General features: G+C 73.2%; 15 protein-coding genes. 9 read left to right on the top strand and 6 right to left on the bottom strand.

What is annotated here, in order from left to right; genetic code table 11:
• Positions 1-4 precede the first annotated feature (4 nt).
• From ACZK5D_RS05755 to ACZK5D_RS05730, 6 genes are all read right to left on the bottom strand, one after another.
• Positions 5-2,560, bottom strand: a complete 2,556-nt coding sequence (locus ACZK5D_RS05755) for a hypothetical protein (protein WP_463664601.1) — start codon at positions 2,558-2,560, stop codon at positions 5-7.
• A gap of 12 nt (positions 2,561-2,572) precedes the next feature.
• Positions 2,573-4,780 carry a hypothetical protein gene (locus ACZK5D_RS05750; protein WP_463664600.1) on the bottom strand — a complete coding sequence of 736 codons (2,208 nt, stop codon included), beginning with the start codon at positions 4,778-4,780 and terminating at the stop codon, positions 2,573-2,575.
• Positions 4,781-4,863: 83 nt separating this feature from the next.
• Positions 4,864-7,284, bottom strand: coding sequence for a CHAT domain-containing protein (locus ACZK5D_RS05745; RefSeq protein WP_463664599.1), 2,421 nt, complete (start codon positions 7,282-7,284; stop codon positions 4,864-4,866).
• Complete coding sequence (locus ACZK5D_RS05740; RefSeq protein ID WP_463664598.1) at positions 7,285-7,761, bottom strand: hypothetical protein; 477 nt, start codon at positions 7,759-7,761, stop codon at positions 7,285-7,287.
• The gene (locus ACZK5D_RS05735; RefSeq protein ID WP_463664597.1) at positions 7,758-8,321 is read right to left on the bottom strand and encodes an RNA polymerase sigma factor; all 564 of its coding nucleotides are present in this window, start codon (positions 8,319-8,321) and stop codon (positions 7,758-7,760) included. The genes ACZK5D_RS05740 and ACZK5D_RS05735 overlap by 4 nt, the downstream gene beginning before the upstream one ends.
• A 315-nt stretch (positions 8,322-8,636) precedes the next feature.
• Positions 8,637-9,245 (bottom strand): TIGR03085 family metal-binding protein, encoded by a 609-nt coding sequence (locus ACZK5D_RS05730; protein WP_463664596.1) that lies wholly within the window; start codon positions 9,243-9,245, stop codon positions 8,637-8,639.
• A gap of 32 nt (positions 9,246-9,277) precedes the next feature.
• Here ACZK5D_RS05730 and hisI point away from each other — a divergent pair, with 32 nt between their 5' ends.
• Genes hisI through ACZK5D_RS05685 form a run of 9 tightly spaced genes read left to right on the top strand, consistent with a single transcriptional unit; the run spans position 9,278 to position 16,470 of the window.
• Positions 9,278-9,604: a phosphoribosyl-AMP cyclohydrolase gene (gene hisI, locus ACZK5D_RS05725; protein ID WP_458993892.1), complete on the top strand. Its 327-nt coding sequence runs from the start codon at positions 9,278-9,280 to the stop codon at positions 9,602-9,604.
• Complete coding sequence (locus ACZK5D_RS05720; protein ID WP_463664595.1) at positions 9,604-11,091, top strand: anthranilate synthase component I; 1,488 nt, start codon at positions 9,604-9,606, stop codon at positions 11,089-11,091. Before hisI ends, ACZK5D_RS05720 begins: the two co-directional genes overlap by 1 nt.
• Complete coding sequence (locus ACZK5D_RS05715; protein WP_463664594.1) at positions 11,088-11,495, top strand: hypothetical protein; 408 nt, start codon at positions 11,088-11,090, stop codon at positions 11,493-11,495. Before ACZK5D_RS05720 ends, ACZK5D_RS05715 begins: the two co-directional genes overlap by 4 nt.
• A gap of 36 nt (positions 11,496-11,531) precedes the next feature.
• Complete coding sequence (locus ACZK5D_RS05710; RefSeq protein ID WP_458993895.1) at positions 11,532-11,738, top strand: HGxxPAAW family protein; 207 nt, start codon at positions 11,532-11,534, stop codon at positions 11,736-11,738.
• Positions 11,735-12,529, top strand: coding sequence for an indole-3-glycerol phosphate synthase TrpC (gene trpC, locus ACZK5D_RS05705; RefSeq protein ID WP_463664593.1), 795 nt, complete (start codon positions 11,735-11,737; stop codon positions 12,527-12,529). The genes ACZK5D_RS05710 and trpC overlap by 4 nt, the downstream gene beginning before the upstream one ends.
• Positions 12,526-13,761 carry a tryptophan synthase subunit beta gene (trpB, locus tag ACZK5D_RS05700; protein ID WP_463664592.1) on the top strand — a complete coding sequence of 412 codons (1,236 nt, stop codon included), beginning with the start codon at positions 12,526-12,528 and terminating at the stop codon, positions 13,759-13,761. The genes trpC and trpB overlap by 4 nt, the downstream gene beginning before the upstream one ends.
• Entirely contained in the window at positions 13,758-14,606 is an 849-nt protein-coding gene (gene trpA / locus ACZK5D_RS05695; protein WP_463664591.1) for a tryptophan synthase subunit alpha, read from the top strand. Before trpB ends, trpA begins: the two co-directional genes overlap by 4 nt.
• Entirely contained in the window at positions 14,603-15,226 is a 624-nt protein-coding gene (locus ACZK5D_RS05690) for an SCO family protein (protein ID WP_458993899.1), read from the top strand. Before trpA ends, ACZK5D_RS05690 begins: the two co-directional genes overlap by 4 nt.
• A gap of 59 nt (positions 15,227-15,285) precedes the next feature.
• Positions 15,286-16,470, top strand: coding sequence for an alpha-amylase family protein (locus ACZK5D_RS05685; RefSeq protein WP_458993900.1), 1,185 nt, complete (start codon positions 15,286-15,288; stop codon positions 16,468-16,470).
• Positions 16,471-16,566 lie beyond the last annotated feature (96 nt).

Here is a 16,566-nt window from a genome sequence, read left to right as displayed (position 1 = left end):
TGGCTCAGGGTTGCGCGACGGGGGTGGGCAGGGGGATCAGGACGCCGCGGCTCCGGACCGGCCAGTCGACCGGCGGTGCCGAGGTGCGGGTGCCGTCGGCCGCGACAGCGGTGACGGTGTAGGTCACCGCCGGGTCGGTGGCGTAGGTGGTGAGGGGGAGCACGAACTGGCGCTCGACCTGGCGGCGGCTCGCGGTGAGGGTTGCGGGCTCCGCCGCGGTGCCGAGGAAGGTCGCGGCCACCTCGAGCCCGGCGAGCTCGGTGAGGCTGCCGGTGGCGACGAACGTCACCCCGAGGTGCAGGTCCTCGATGTAGCTGCGGGTCTCGTCGAGCGTCTCGGTGCCCGGCTCGACGGTGTGGTCCAGCGCCACCGGATCCGGCGTCCCCGGGGGCAGGCTCACCGTGGCCGACTCGCCGGGTGCCAGCAGGAGCGCCGGTGACCCGACGACCGCGCCGCCGGCCACGATCCGGTTGACCGACACCCGCCGGTCCAGCCGGTTCGTCAGCCGGAGGTCGTCCCCGTCGCGCTGCGCAGTCACCGGCCCGTCGGCGGGCCCGACCACGCGGCTCAGGTCCAGCCGGAGCGTGCTGACCGCGCTGTCCCCGCCCGGGATGACGTAACGGGCGGAACCGACGAGCCCCCCGCGCTGCAGGAGGGTCCGCAGGGTCAGCAGGCCGGGGACGTCGGTGGTGAGGAGCAGGGTGAAGCCGGTGTCGATGGCCACGCACTCCACGCGGTCCGTGCCGGGCACGGCCCAGCTGATCTCCGGCGTCACCCCGGCCTGCCACGGGCCCACCAGCTCGACGGGCCGGCCCAGCCGCTGCCGCAGCTCGCCCGCCAGCAGCGCGAGATCGGCCGAATCCAGCTCGGACTCCAGCGCCGCGGCCAGCACGCAGCGGATGTTGGCCGGGTTCTCGACGTCGATCGTCGAGGTGAGCAGGAGGGTCGGCTCGAAGGCCCGCTCGGGGTCCTCGGCGGGGTAGCGGCCCACGGAGTACCGCTCGGGGATGACGAGGAACCTCCCCGGTTGGGTCAGCGAGCGGAACACGGCCACCCCCGCGGCGCCCACCGGCTCGCGCTGCCACGGCCGGTACTCGGTCTCACCGAGCCGGAGAGCCGGCCTGCAGCCGACGGCCTCCCAGCCGTCGCCGGCGCGCTGCCGGTAGAGCTGGGGGTGGTCCGCGCACGGCACCAGGGCGGGTAGGCGTGTGGTCGCGGTTGCGCTCACCTTGACGTGCTTGACCACGCCGAAGTCCGCGAAGTCCAGCCGGTCGAGGGCGATGGCCGGGCTCAGCCGGATCTCGGCCTTGGCCATGGCCAGCAGCTGCGTGGCCGCGATGGGCCTGGCCAGGTCGTCGCGCCGGCGCAGCGCCACCAGCTTCTGGCCGGCCAACCTGTCGATCGGCAGCTTCGTCGGCGTCCGCTCCGCCCGCCAGCCGCTGTGCGCCAGCCCAACCTCCAGGACGGCGGGCTCGGCCTGGAATCCGGGCGCGGACAACGCGCCGTAGGCCAGCCTGGCCCAGTTGTTCTGGAGCACGAACGTGGCGGTCAGCGACGACCCGGCCTCGCCGAACACGCCCGAGACCACCACGGAGTTGGCGGTGACCAGCTCGGTGCGCGCGGCCCCGCCGTCGTCGCGGAAGGGCAGGTGCAGGCCCACCTGCGGCACGCACGGCACCACCCGGAGCGTGGGGCGGCCGGCGGCCTCCCACGGCGCGAGAGTCGCGGCAGAGGGGCCGGCGAGCATCGTGACGACGACGGTGGCCTCGAGCCCCGGCGAGCCGTCGGACTGGAGACCCACCTGCGCGAGGTCGAACCTGAACGGGGAGGAATCGGGGTCCTGACCCGCGGCGGGGACGGCCAACGTGACCTCCGGGAGGTACCAGCGGTCGTCGTTGGCCCGGTCGGCCAACAGCGGGCGCCCGTCGAGCACCGGGCCGGACTCCTGGGGCGCCAACGGGGTGGCGAGCAGGAGGTTCTCGGCGAGCAGCGGGCGGATGACGGCGGGATGGGGCCGGACCACCTGGGCCAGCGGCACCGCCTCGTCGCGCCGCAGGAGCATGACCCCCAGGCCCGGGCCACGGGTGCGGGTGGACCGGGCGGGGAACACCTCGTCGACGGCGCCGCCCGCCGCGGTGACCAGGTGCACGAGGCTCTCGGGTGAGGATGCCAGCAGGGGCACGATGAGGTCGGCCAGGGGCCGACGCCACCGCCCCGTCGCCCCGTCGGTCCGGCGCGCCCGGATCACGAGGTCCGGGCCGCCCCCGCCGCCGGCCAGGGCGGCAAGGAGGCCCCTGGCCTCGTCGCCGGCCAGTGTCGCGGCCAGCGCCGCCGTCCCGAACGGGCCGTGCGACTCAGCGCGGACGGGACGTGCCACGTCCAGGCTGAACTCCACCCACGCGAGGTCCTCAAGGCCGCACCGCAGTTCCAGCGCGAGCGTGGCGGTCTCGACGAGGCCCGAGATCTGCTCGTGCGGCGCAGGCCTGCGGCTGAGCAGGAACGTGCACGAGCACGCGGGCGCCCCCGACGGGTCCCGCCGGATCTCGGCGATGCTGGCCATGTCCGTGGCCCCTCACAACGGGTAGGACAGGAAGCTGGTGGGGGCGCTGCGCGGCTCCGGCTCCTCGTGGACGGCGGTCGGCGCGGCGGCGGCCTTCGGCTTCGCGGCGGCCGTCGGCGCGGCGGTGGCGTAGGCCACCTCGCCCGAGGGCGCCTCCCTGGGCTCCGGCGCCGCCAACTCCCTCAGCCTGCGGACCCTGTCGTCGGTGAGCGAGCGCGTCACCACGCCGTCGCCGTCCGGCGGCGGCACGTCGACGATCAGCGGCCCGTTGCCGTTCGCGGTGGTCCAGGGGCCCGTCCAGCTCTGCCCCTTGCGGAACAGGGTGCCCTTCACCGTGGCCGTCACCTGGTAGCGGTAGTACGGCAGCATCTGCGGGTCGCCCGAGAAGACGGTCCAGCTCCGGTCGGTGTCGAGGTCCTGGAAGCCCCACCTGAACCGGACGGGGGCGAGGCCCAGCGGCGTGTAGTCGGCGTCGGTGGCCTCCATCACCACCTCTACGGTCTGCGAGGCGTCCTCCAGCATCACGCCCAGCCCGATCGGCCCCACCGCGATCCGGCCCGCGTTGTCCGCGCGGACCTCGAGCGTGGTGTCGTTGAGCAGGGTGCCGTTGGGCTCGGGGTCCAGGTCGATGACGTTGCGCTCGATCTGGACGCGGTGGTAGGGATCCAGCGTCTCGCTGGGCGGCTCGGCCAGGTGCACCTTGCGCTTGACGTAGGTGAGGTCCGGCGTCCAGCCGGCCGGCGGGTTGGTCACATCCCCGGCCACCTTCTTCGCGGTCTGGAACTTCCAGGTGGGGTCGTTGCCGTCGGCCCCGGAGAAGCTGTGGCCCTGCCAGTTGAGCTCGCCTCCGGTGTTGGGGTACCCGATCTGCACCGAGAGGAACTGCACCGTCCGGTCCGCCCAGCTCGCGACGGGGCGCACCACGCGCGCGAGCCGCTGCGGCCAGTCGTCGAGGTAGACGGTGAGGAAGTACTTGCGCTCGGCCTCCGGGTCGGCCTTGATCTCGTCGGCCATGCCGGCCAGCGAGCTGGAGATGGTGTGGTCCTGCAGGTAGGCGAACTGCCTGGTCTCCTCGTAGTGCAGGTCCAGATGGTTCTCGTCGCGCCGGTACTTCAGGGACAGGCCCACTCCCCACGGGGAAAAGAAGGAGCTTCCGGACGACGACTGGGCGGCGTCCACCTTCGGCTGCGGCTGATCGAAGATGGTCTTCTGCGCCATCTCCATGAACTTGTTGAACACCAGGTCCGAGCGCTCGTCCATCTTGCGCGCGATCTCCTCGGCGCCCGGCAGGGTGGTGTCCACCTTGACGTCCACCTTGATGGTGCCGGACTTGCGCATGTTGTTGAACTCGGCCTGCGCGTCCACCTTGGCCCAGAGGTAACGGCCCGACGCGGCGGCGGAGAAGTGCGTGAACACCGAGTCCCAGTTGCCGTCGATCTTGATCGTGCACACGGGCGACCAGACCTTCAGCTTGTAGTTCTGGATCACGATGAGCGGGCTGGCGGTGCCGTGGAAGGCGGCCCAGGCGATGTTGGCCGGGTAGACCCCCAGCAGGCCGGAGAACGCGTGCGTGCCGGTGGGGTCGATGGAGCCGCCGCCCTGGCCCTGCATCATGCAGTACCACGGATCGAGGTTGTTGTCGGCGGCCGGCGTCTGGCCGGGCTCGGGGTCCCGGGTCAGCGCCCGGTTCGCGGGCATGCCGACGGTGCGGAAGCCGCGGGTGCGGCCCCCGCGGGTGGGCTGGTCCGCAGTCGGGAAGCCGGTGGGGGTGGGCGACATGTTGGACACCGACGTGATGGTCTGCGCGATGACCGCGGGCCTGAACATCGGCGGCTTCCGGGTGTTCTTGATGCCCCAGAAGGCGTCGGTGCTGTCGCTGAACCGCGCGGTGATGTCGGCCTCGGCCTGGCGCCTCGTCTGCTCCGGCAGGGCACCGGTGACGGAGAAGGTGAGGATGCCGCCGGCCACGTCGCCGCCGCCACCGATCACCCCCTCGCCGCCCGTTCCGGAGAAGCGGACAAGGTTGAACAGGTAGTCGCCCTTGTCCGGGCCGTCCTTGCGGGCCATGCGGATCCGGTTCGGCACGTAGTAGAAGACCGGGGCCTCGCCCTGGGCGATGAGCTCACGATTGTTGACGTCGGGCAGGTACAGCACGTCGTACCCGTCCTTGGTGATGGGTTGAGTGCCGCCTGCGTAGGTGGGACCCGCTGCCTGGACCATGGTTGCGCCTTCCTTCGTCTGATCCCTCCGGTGCGCACTGCACCGTCACAGACACAGGAGCGGCGCGCAGGCCCCCTGATACATCAGACCGTGGCCCGCCACGGCGCACCGAAGCAGACGAACGCGCCGGCGCTCGGGCGTGACTCGGTGGCCCGGGCCAGGGCCGTGGCCGAGTCGGCCCCGCCGCAGAGCTCCGCGTGGTAGGCCGCCATGACGGCGGCGGCCAGCTGGTCGTTGACCGGCGCCACGGGGGCGACCACGCAGGCCGCCCCTGCGGCCAGCAGCGTCGACGTGAGGCCGAGGGGCTGGTCCCCGGGCCGGTGGGTGGCCCGGCCGACCTCGCAGGCCGAGAGCACGACGAGGCTGGCGGCCATGTCGAGGCCCTCCAACTCGTGCGCGAACACCGGGCCGCCGTCCAGCAGCAGGCTGGAGAACTGCGGGTTGTCGCCCCGGTGCTCGCCGTGCGCCGCGACGTGCACCAGATCGTCCGTCGCCAGGGCGTCGGCCAGGTCCCGCGCCGGGACCAGCGGCCAGCACCCGGCGATCGCGGCTGCCTCCTCAGCGGCGAAGGGCAGCGAGGGGCCCGTGAGGACGCTCACCCGTGGCCGGTGCACCACCCTGCCCGTCGCCGCCCAGCTCGACGCGGTGGGGGAGACGGTGACGGCCCGGCCCCGCAACGGCGGGAGGGCCAACCACGGCACGCCGGCCAGCACGCGCGTCGGGACCACCACCAGCTGGCCGGGCAGGGCGGCCAGGGGCGCGGCCACCAGCCCGCCCAGCTCGTCCAGGCGGGCCGCCAGCGACGCCGCCACCACCCCGCTCAGCGGATGCGACGGCGGCAGGCTGGCTTGCGCCGTCATGTCCGCGCGGATGACCTCCACCAGCTCGCCGATCCGCCCCGCCGATCCCAGCGCCACCGAGCGGTCCGGGCCCTCGCCGAGCACGGTGGCCCGCACCTCCTCACCGCGACGCACGGTCACCACCAGGCTGCACCCTCGGGCGCGGGCGGCGCTCCTCAGCGCGGCGGTGCGCAGAGCGACGGCGGTGGGTGGAAGGGCGCTGGCCGCGCCCCAGGTGAGCGAGCGGAGCTCGCGTTCGGCCGCGACGACGGCGCGGGCCGCGCCCTCGGCATCCGCGCCGCCGGGGTCGAACTCCGTGCGCAGGCGCCGCAACCGCGTGGCGGCCTCCACCACGCGGGGATCCGTGTCGGGCCGGAGCCGGGGGGTGGGCCGGGTGGCGGCCCGCCAACGCTCGCTCGCCTCCACCAGCGCCTGAGGTCCCCTGAGCTCGGCGAGGTCCAGGTCCAGCGCGGCGGCCGCCTCCCCGTGCAGCGCGGTGGCGGTGCGCAGGTCGAGGCTGGCGAGCCCGAGCTGCGCCCTCACCAGGGTCGCGTTGGCCCGGCGCAGGATGCCGCGCGCCTCGCGGGTGTGTCCCCGCCGGGCGGCGTCGGTGGCCAGGGCCACGAGCCCCGCCATCCTGAGCGAGACCACGGGCGAGCGGGACAGCCACACCGCGTCCGCCGTCAGGTCGCCCACCTCTGCGGGCTGGGCACCGGGGGCGCGCAGCCCGGCGGCCGCGGCCTGAGCGGCCACGAGTCGGTCCCCGGCCTCCCGCGCCGCCTCCCACAGGGCCCTCGCCGCGGACAGGCGCGGCTCCGCCGTCACCTCCGCCAGCACGGCGCGACGGTGCCACGCGGGCTCGCCCCGCCGCCGGAACACCCGGGCCGCGGCCCGGCTCCGGGCCATCGCCTCGTCGCGGCGGCCCATCAGCAGGGCGCACCGGGCCAGGTCCAGGTCCAGCTCGGCCGCCTGCTGCGCCCCGCCGCACCCCTCCCGGGCCTGGAGCAGGAGGTCGTGGGCCTCGCCGACCAGACCCGCCTCCAGCAGCGCCCGGGCGCGGTCCTGGCGGGCCACCGTCCGGTCCAGCTCCACGTCGAGCGCGTCCGCGTCGTGCATCTCGCGCAGCGCGGCCGGCAGGTCCCCCCGGAGGAATCTGATCCAGCCGAGGTTGTGGCGGGCCATGAACGCCACCGGTGCCTCGCCCAGTTCCTCGGCGAGCAGGGCGGCGGCCGCCAGGTCGGCGGCGGCGTCGTCGAAGCGGCGCAGCTCGGAGGCGATCGTGCCCCGGTTCATCAGCATCCGCATCCGGTCCGGCGGTGGGAGCGCCGACGGGTCCACGCGTGCGAGCGTGCGCCAGGCGGTGCCGCGGTCCCCTGCGCGCGAGTGGAGGATCGCCGACTGCACCGCGGCGGCCCCGGCAACCCCCGGGAGGCCGACGCGGGCTGCGTCGTCGGCGGCCCCGCGCAGCGCCTCCTGGGCGGGCGCGGCGCCCTCCTCCTCGAACAGCACCCACGCCGACGAGATCCTGATCCTGAGCGCCAGCTCGACGTCCGAGGCCCCGCAGGCCGCGGCGGCCCGTCCCAGGAGCGCACCCGCCTCACCCGTGCGCTGCTCCGCGAGCCTTGCACGTGCCAGTGAGTACAGCTCCTCGGCGGACTGGACCACCTACACCTCGATCACCGGTGTGACGACGGGCCGCTGGCCCGGAAGGGGAGGGTGGATGAGGAAGCGCAGGGGGCCGTGGGGCAGCTCGGCCCACGTGAGCCGGCCCGTGGCGTCGGAGACCTGGGTGTCCACGGCGTCGGCGGACCGCGCCTCCACCGTCACTCCTCCGCCGGTGACCCAGCCGTCGACGCGCACGCCGCCGTCGGCCTCGCTCAGCACCACCATCAGGCTGAGCCCGGAGGCGGTGAAGGTCAGTGTGTCGGTGACGGCGGGATCAACCCCCCTCACCCCGGCCGGCGATCCGGTCTCCAGGGCGGCGAGCTCGGCGTTCATCAGCTCCAGCGACAGGGCGAACCGCATGCGCTCCATCAGGCCCGCGGGCGGCGGATCCTGGTCTGCCTGCGCTGCCGCGATCGCTGCGACGAGCAGCTCGTCGCGGTCGTCGAGAGGCATCAGGGCGTCGTCGTGGGCGGTCATGCGGGGCTCCATGAGGGGTCGTTGGCAAGGGCGCGGCGAAGCGTGGACAGGCATCGCCCCCGGGTGGGGCCGATGGAGCCGACGGGCATGCCGAGCGCGGCGGAGATGGTGGCGTAGTCGGGGCGGGTGGAGTAGGCGATGACGCGCAGCAGTGCCTGGCAGCGGGGGCTGAGGGCCCGCACGTGCGTCCACAGCCGGCGGTTGAGATCGTCCGACTCCGCCGCGTCCTCGGGCGTGGGTCCACGCGCCACCGCAGTCTCGGGCAGCTCGACCTCCGGCGGCACCCGCGCCACTCGCCACGCCTCCCGTCGTGTCGTGGTGAGGAGCCAGGCGAACACCGCCTGCGGCTCGGCGATCGACGACGACGATCGGACGAGGGCCAGCCAGGAGGACTGGACGACGTCCTCGGCCTGGGCCGGGTTCAGGCCGGAGGACCGGGCCACGGCCCACAGCGGCGGGGTGAGGAGCGTGACGAGGTCTGCGAGCCGGGCCGAATCGCCCGCGCGGAAGGCGACGAAGGCATCGGCCGCACGTGCCGCCAACGACTCTGCCGAGGTCACGGAGCCTGACCCGCCGTCACCCCCGCCGGGGTGTGCTGACGACGCACAGCCGGCCGCGCCGACCCGTAGGACGGCATGGGCACGTAGTAGGGCATCGGGACGTAGTAGGGGTTGGGCACGTAGTAGGGCGCTGGGAAACCGTACGAGGCGCGGCCGGTGGCCGGCGGTCGGGGAGCTCGACGGCATGGTGGGTGATGCACGGGACACCTCCGGTGGTGACGGACGAGGGGGCTGTACCGGTCAAGAGCACGGTTCATGCCTCCCTGATACGCCATCATCGCCCGCGCCCGGCCCGGGTCAAATGGGGACAGCAGGTCAGAGCCCGGAGACGGCGGCCTTCCACTCCTCGATCGCCTCCGGCTCGCCGCCGAGGGAGACGTCGGCCTCACGGCCGCTGAGGTGCAGAACCAGCTCCGAGGGCAAGCCGGAGACGTAGACGGGCCTGGTGCCGCGCCCCATCTCGGTCCGGCTCCCGGTGTCGGTCCGGGTGAGCAGCACCCTGCCCCCGAAGGCGGAATATGCCTTGCGGGCGAGCATTACGGCCACCGGCCACAGCTCCTGCTGCTCCAGCGCGGTCAGCATCTGGGCGCCCCCGTTGGCGCGCAGCACGTCCTCGTGATGGATGTACAGCTCCGAGGTGTTGACCAGCTTGTCCAGGGGGCGCATCAACCACCCGGGCCGCTCGATCGCGTCGAGGAGGGCGGGGTAGCCGAGGGTGTGCAGCGACTCGCGCTGGATCCTCTCGGTCCGCCCGGCGAAGCGCTCGAGCCCGATGCCGGGCAGCGCGTCGAGCCGGTGTTCGCGGATGTAGAGGTGGGCGGCGAGGTCCTGGGTCTGCCAGCCGCCGCACTTCGTGGGCGCGAACGGGCCGAGGGTACGCAGGAGGGAGACGAGGGCGGAGCGCTGGCGCTGGGCGAAGGTCATGGCCCCAGCTTAGGCAGGGCACAATATGCCCCATGACAGGCACCATCAGGTACAACGCCGACGGGCTGATCCCCGCCGTCGCCCAGGACGCCGGGACGGGGGAGGTGCTGATGCTCGCGTGGATGAACGCGGAGTCGCTGCGGCGCACCCTCACCACCGGGCGCGCCACCTACTGGTCCAGGTCGCGGCAGGAGTACTGGGTGAAGGGGGAGACCTCCGGGCACACCCAGGCGGTGGTGTCGGTGGCGCTGGACTGCGACGGCGACGCCCTGCTCGTGACCGTCGACCAGACCGGGGCCGCCTGCCACACCGGCAACCGGACCTGCTTCTTCACGCCCCTCACGGCCGAGGACCTCTGATGCGCATCACGCCCACGCTGGCCGGGTTCACCGAGCTCGCCGAGGACCGGCGCGTGATCAGCGTGCACGCCAAGCTGCTGGCGGACGACCTCACCCCGGTGGCCGTGTACCAGGCGCTCTGCGGGGGCCGCGAGGGCACGTTCCTGTTCGAGTCCGCGGAGGCGGGCGTGTGGTCGCGGTACTCCTTCATCGGGGTGCGCACCGCCGCGACCCTCACCGAGGTGGACGGCAAGGCCCAGTGGATCGGGCATCAGCTCGCCGGCATCGGCGAGGGCGACCCGCTCCAGGTGCTCCGCGCCACCCTGTCCGAGCTCGCCACGCCCATCGTCGAGGGGCTGCCGCCGTTCCACGCCGGCATGGTGGGCTACCTCGGCTACGACGTGGTCCGCCGCCTCGAGAGGCTGCCGGACACCACCGTCGACGACCTTGGCCTGCCCGAGCTGGTGATGATGCTCGCCAGCGAGGTGGCCGTGCTCGACCATCACACCGGCGAGCTGTGGCTGATCGCCAACGCCATCAACTTCGACGGCACCGACGAGGGCGTCGAGCGCGCCTACTACGGCGCCGTGGCCGCGGTCGAGGACATGGCCCAGCAGGTGCGCGCGCCGCGCCCGTCCATGGCCGCGCAGGAGGGCCTCCCCGTCGAGCTGGAGATCCGCCGGCAGCGCACCTCCGCCGAGTACATGGCGATGGTGGAGGAGGCCAAGGAGGAGATCCGCGCAGGCGAGGCCTTCCAGATCGTCGTGTCGCAGCGGTTCGACATCGCGATCACCGCCGACGCGCTGGAGGTGTACCGGGCGCTGAGGCTCACCAACCCCAGCCCCTACCTGTACCTGCTGCGCCTGCCCGGCTTCGACGTCGTCGGCTCCAGCCCCGAGGCCCTGGTCACGGTGCAGGACGGCCTGGTCACCACCCGCCCGATCGCGGGCTCCCGACCCCGCGGTGCCACGCCGGAGGAGGACCGGCACCTCGGCGAGGAGCTCCTCGCGGACCCGAAGGAGAAGGCCGAGCACCTCATGCTCGTGGACCTGGGCCGCAACGACCTGGGCCGCATCTGCAAGCCCGGCAGCGTCACGGTCCACGAGTTCATGAACATCCACCGCTACAGCCACATCATGCATCTCGAGGCCGCCGTGTCCGGGCGGCTGGCCTACGGGCGCAGCGCGCTCGACGCGGTGCTGGCCTGCTTCCCGGCCGGCACCCTCTCCGGGGCCCCGAAGGTGCGCGCCATGGAGATCATCGACAGGCTGGAGGTGTCGCGGCGGGGGCTCTACGGCGGCGTCGTCGGCTACTTCGACTTCGCCGGCAACTCCGATGTGGCCATCGCCATCCGCACCGCGGTGCTCGCCGACGGCGTGGCCCACGTGCAGGCCGGGGCCGGCATCGTCGCGGACTCCGTTCCCGAGACGGAGGACGCCGAGTGCCAGCACAAGGCGAGGGCCGTCATCACGGCGCTGGCCCGGGCCGAGGCCATGGGCACGGCGTGACCGGACGCTGGCCGGTCACGCTCCTCGCGCTGGCGGGCGCGCTAGCCGCGGGCTTCGCGGCCCAGGCCGGGGGGAGCGGCGTGGCTTCGCTGGCGTGGGCCGTCGCGGCGGGGCTCGGGCTGTCGCTGATGCTGCGCGGGCTGTGGCTGCGGGTCCTCGGGGTCGCGCTGACCGCCCTCGCGGCCGCCTCCGCCGGCTGGGCCTGGCAGGCGGGCCAGTGGGTGGCGCTCGGCGGCTTCGTCGTCTCGGCGGTGGCCCTGCTGGGCATGGCCTGGCGGGGGCCGGCCTGGGTGTCGCGCGCCAGGGGGGCGGGGGACCACCCCGTCGACCTCTGGAAGGCCATGGACGACGGCGCGGATCCCACCGGTGAACAGGACGTGCGGGCCGTCGGCGGCTCAGGGTAATCTCGGCCATCAAGGCAGCGACGAAAGGCGAGGGTCATGGCGCGTACCCCTAAGCACTACCACCACGGCAAGAGCCCCGCGGCATGGGCGGGATCGGTCACGGCCGCCGTCGGCTCCGTGATCACCGCGGGCGGCGCGATGCTGGGCCCCAACTGGGCGCTCGTCATCTTCGGCGCGGCGCTGCTGCTGATCGCCGGGCTGGGCACCATGGTCATGAAGGCCATGGGCTACGGCCAGCCGTGACCGTCCTGGACGACATCATCGCCGGAGTCCGGCTCGACCTCGACCACCGGAGGGCACAGGCCCCCCTGGCAGACGTGATGCGCGCCGCCCGGGAGGCGGAGCCCGCGATGGATCCCATGCCCCGGTTCCGCGAGGACCGGCTGGCGGTGATCGCCGAGGTCAAGCGCAAGTCGCCCTCCAAGGGTGACCTGGCGCACATCGCGGACCCCGCGGCGCTGGCCGCCTCCTACGAGGCGGGGGGAGCGGCCGCCATCTCGGTCCTCACCGAGCAGCGGCGCTTCAACGGCACCCTGGCGGACCTGGACGCCGTCCGGGCCGCCGTCCGGGTGCCCGTGCTCCGCAAGGACTTCATGGTGGACGAGTACCAGTTCCACGAGGCCCGCGCCCACGGGGCGGACATGGTCCTGCTCATCGTCGCCGCCCTGACCGACGAGGAGCTCGCCCGCTTCGGCGCCCTCACCGCGGACCTCGGGATGACGGCGCTCGTCGAGACCCACACCCTCGACGAGGTGGACCGGGCGCTGGCCCTGGGCTTCGACCTCATCGGGGTCAACAACCGCAACCTCAAGACCCTCGACGTGGACCTCGACACCTTCGGGTCCCTGTCCGGGCACATCGGCGCGCGGGCCGTGAGGGTCGCGGAGTCCGGGATCCTCACCACCGACGACGCGGCCAAGGTCTCGCGCCAGGGGGCGGACGTCATCCTCGTGGGGGAGGCGCTGGTCAGGCACGGCGACCCCACCCGAGCCATCGCGGACTTCATGTCCGCCGCAGAGAGGCAGGACGCATGAGCGTGCCGGACGAGAAGGGCCACTTCGGACGCTTCGGCGGCCGGTTCGTCCCCGAGGCGCTGCAGGCGGCGCTCACCGAACTCACCCTCGCCTTCGAGGAGGCCCAGGCGGATCCGGCCTACCGGGCCGAGCTCGCCCGCCTCCAGCGGGACTACTCCGGGCGCCCCACCCCCATCACGGTGGCGGAGAACTACTCCAGGGAGTGCGGCAACGCCCGCATCCTGCTCAAGCGCGAGGACCTCAACCACACCGGCGCGCACAAGATCAACAACGTGCTGGGCCAGGCGCTGCTCACCAAGCGGATGGGCAAGACCCGGGTCATCGCGGAGACCGGCGCCGGGCAGCACGGCGTGGCCACGGCCACGGCGGCCGCCCTGCTGGGCCTCGAGTGCCGGGTCTACATGGGTGAGGTGGACACGAAACGCCAGGCCCTCAACGTGGCGCGCATGCAGCTGCTGGGCGCCGAGGTGTACGCGGTGGCGGCCGGGTCACGCACCCTCAAGGATGCGATGAACGAGGCCATGCGGGACTGGGTCACCACGGTGGACTCCACGCACTACCTGATCGGCACCGTCGGCGGCCCCCACCCGTTCCCCTGGCTCGTGCGCGAGTTGCAGCGGATCATCTCCACCGAGGCCCGCCGGCAGATGCTGGAGGACCACGGCGCGCTGCCCGACTATGTCGCGGCCTGCGTCGGCGGCGGCTCCAACGCCATCGGCATGTTCTACGACTTCATCCCCGACGAGTCGGTGCGTCTCTACGGCTTCGAGGCCGAGGGCGAGGGGGTGGCCACCGGCCGCCACGCCGCCACGATCGTCGCGGGGTCCCCGGGCGTGCTGCACGGCGCCCGCACCATGGTGCTGCAGGACGAGGACGGGCAGACCATCGAGTCGCACTCGATCTCGGCCGGGCTGGACTACCCCGGCGTCGGCCCCGAGCACGCGTGGCTTGCGGACACGGGGCGCGCCGTCTACGAGGGCGTCACCGACGACGAGGCCATGGAGGCCTTCAGGATGCTCAGCCGCACAGAGGGAATCATCCCCGCCATCGAGTCCGCCCACGCGCTGGCCGGCGCGCGCCGCCTCGGCCTGCGGATCGCCGCCGAGGACCCGACGGCACGGCCCACCATCCTGGTGTGCCTGTCCGGGCGAGGGGACAAGGACGTGGCCACCGCCGTCGAGTACTTCGGGCTGACCGGCGTGCCGGACAAGACGGTCGGGGGCATGGAATGAGCCAGTTCACCGACGCGTCGAGGCTGGGGATCACCGGACAGGTGGTCGCCAAGGCGCTGGACTCAGGGCGCCCGGCGCTGGTGGGGTACCTGCCCGTGGGGTACCCGAGTGTCGCGGACTCGATCTCCGCGCTCAAGGCGATCACCGAGGGCGTGGAGGGTCGCGGCGTGGACATCGTCGAGATCGGCATGCCGTACTCCGATCCTTTGATGGACGGGCTGGTCATCCAGCACGCCACTGCCAAGGCCCGCGCCCGCGGGGTCCGCACGAGGGACGCGTTCCTCGCCGTCGAGGCGGTGGCACAGACCACGGCCGCCCCCATGGTGATGACCTACTGGAACCTCATCGAGGCCTACGGCCCCGACGCGTTCGCCCGGGACCTCGCGGCGGCCGGGGGCGCCGGCGCGATCACCCCTGACCTGCCGCCGGACGACTGCCCGGAGTGGCTGGCGGCCACGGACAAGTACGGCCTGGACCGGGTCTTCCTCATCGCGCCGTCGTCGACGGAGGACCGGATCGGCCTCACGATGGCCCGGTGTCGCGGCTGGGTGTACGCCTCCAGTGTGATGGGCGTCACCGGCGCCCGAGCGGCCACCTCCGACGCCGCCCCTGTCATCACCGCCCGGGCGCGCGCGGTTGACCCCGGGCTGCCCGTCGGCATCGGGCTGGGCGTCTCCAACGGGGACCAGGCCGCCGAGGTGGGCAGCTACGCGGACCTCGTGATCGTGGGTTCCGCCCTGCTCAAGTGCCTCGACTCCGACGGGCTGGACCTGCAGACGGACCTCGCCAGGCTGCGCAGGCTCGCCACGGAGCTGGCCGACGGCGTGGAGAGGGCGCGCCGGTGATCCCACGGCGCGTCGTGCTGGGCGGCGGCGCCCTGGCGCTGCTGGCCGGCTGCGCGCCCGCGGACGACGGTCCGGCCGCCAGCGTCGACACCGGGCAGGAGGGGTGGCACGGCACGCACCTCGCCGAGGGCGGCAACCCCCTGCCCGACGTCACCCTCACGGACCACAACGGCCAGCCCTACAACCTGGCCACCGGGCCCACCACGCGCGCGGTGGCGCTGTTCTTCGGCTACACCAACTGCCCCGACGTGTGCCCGGGCATCATGGCCGACATGGCCACCGCCCGGCGTCGGCTCCCCGAGGACCTCGTCGACGACATCACGCTCGTGGTGGTGACCACCGACCCTGCGCGGGACACTCCCGAGGTGCTGAAGACCTACCTGTCCCGGGTTGACGACTCGTTCGTGGGGCTCACCGGCCCGCTGGAGGACATCGTGCCCGCGGCGATGACCCTGGGCATCGACATCGCGGAGGGCAGGCAGCTGCCTTCTGGCGGCTACGAGGTGGACCACGGCACCTACGTCCTCGGCTTCGGCGAGGACCGCCTGCTGAGGGTGGTCTGGAACGGCCTGTCGGCCGGCGAGCTCAAAGACGACTTCGAGCGCCTGATCGCGGCCTGACAGGCCCGGGAGTAGCCTGGGGCGCGGTGGTGACCGCTGATCGGACGAGGAGAATCCCCATGGGCATGATGGAGCACGCGATCTGGTGGCAGGTCTACCCGCTGGGCGCCGTCGGGGCGCCGATCCGCGGGGACCACGGCAGTCCCGCCCACCGGCTCACCATGCTCGAGGGATGGCTGGACTACCTAGTCGAGCTGGGCTGCAACGGGCTGCTGCTCGGGCCGGTGTTCGAGTCCGTCTCGCACGGCTACGACACCCTGGACCACTTCCGCATCGATCCGCGCCTGGGCGACGACGCCGACTTCGACCGCCTCGTCGCGGGGGCCCGGGCCCGCGGGATCAACGTGATGCTCGACGGCGTGTTCAACCACGTCGCCCGCGAACACCGGATGGTCACGGAGCGCCCGGAGCTGATCCGTCACCAGGACGGGCACCCGAGGGGCTGGGAGGGCCACGACTCGCTCGTGGAGCTCGACCACGACAACCCCGCCGTCCTCGACCTCGTCTCCGACGCGATGCTGCACTGGCTTCGCCGGGGGATCGCCGGCTGGCGGCTCGACGTGGCCTACGCCGTGCCCACCCGGTTCTGGCGCGACGCCGCCGCCAGGGTCCGGGCCGAGTTCCCGGACGCGGTGCTGCTCGGCGAGGTGATCCACGGCGACTACGCCGGCTTCATCGAGGAGTCGACGCTGGACTCGCTGACCCAGTACGAGCTGTGGAAGGCCCTCTGGAGCTCGCTCAAGGACACGAACCTCTGGGAGCTCGCCCACGCCCTGGGGCGGCACGGCGAGTTCTGCCGGAGCTTCCTGCCGCAGACGTTCATCGGCAACCACGACGTCACCCGGATCGCCACCACGCTCGGCGCCGGGCGGGCCGCCCTGGCCGCCCGGATCCTCATGACCCTGCCCGGCATGCCCAGCGTCTACTACGGCGACGAGCAGGGCTTCACCGGCACAAAGACCGAGGCCTGGCACGGCGACGACGAGGTCAGGCCGCCCCTGCCCGCGACGCCGGCCGAGCTGTCGCCGCTGGGGGAGCCCCTGCACCGCGCCTACCAGGCGGCCATCGCGTTCCGCCGCCGCAACCCCTGGCTGGCCACCGCGACGCTGGAGGTGCTGCACCGCGAGAACGCCGCCCTGACCTACCGCTGCCGTGCCGCGGGGGCCGAGGCGGAGTTCCTCGTCGACCTCGACGCCGGCACCCTCACCGTGCGTCAGAACGGCTCCAACACCGTGCTGGCCTGATGTAACAGCCAAGTAACGATTGTCTTACGCTCTCCCTACGGACGTGGACCTCGGTTGCTACGAGAAACCCGGCCGCATACTGTTTCCTCGCTACGG

It is taken from the genome of Tessaracoccus yangjingae (assembly GCF_055326235.1).
This window is presented reverse-complemented; position numbering and strand designations above follow the sequence as displayed.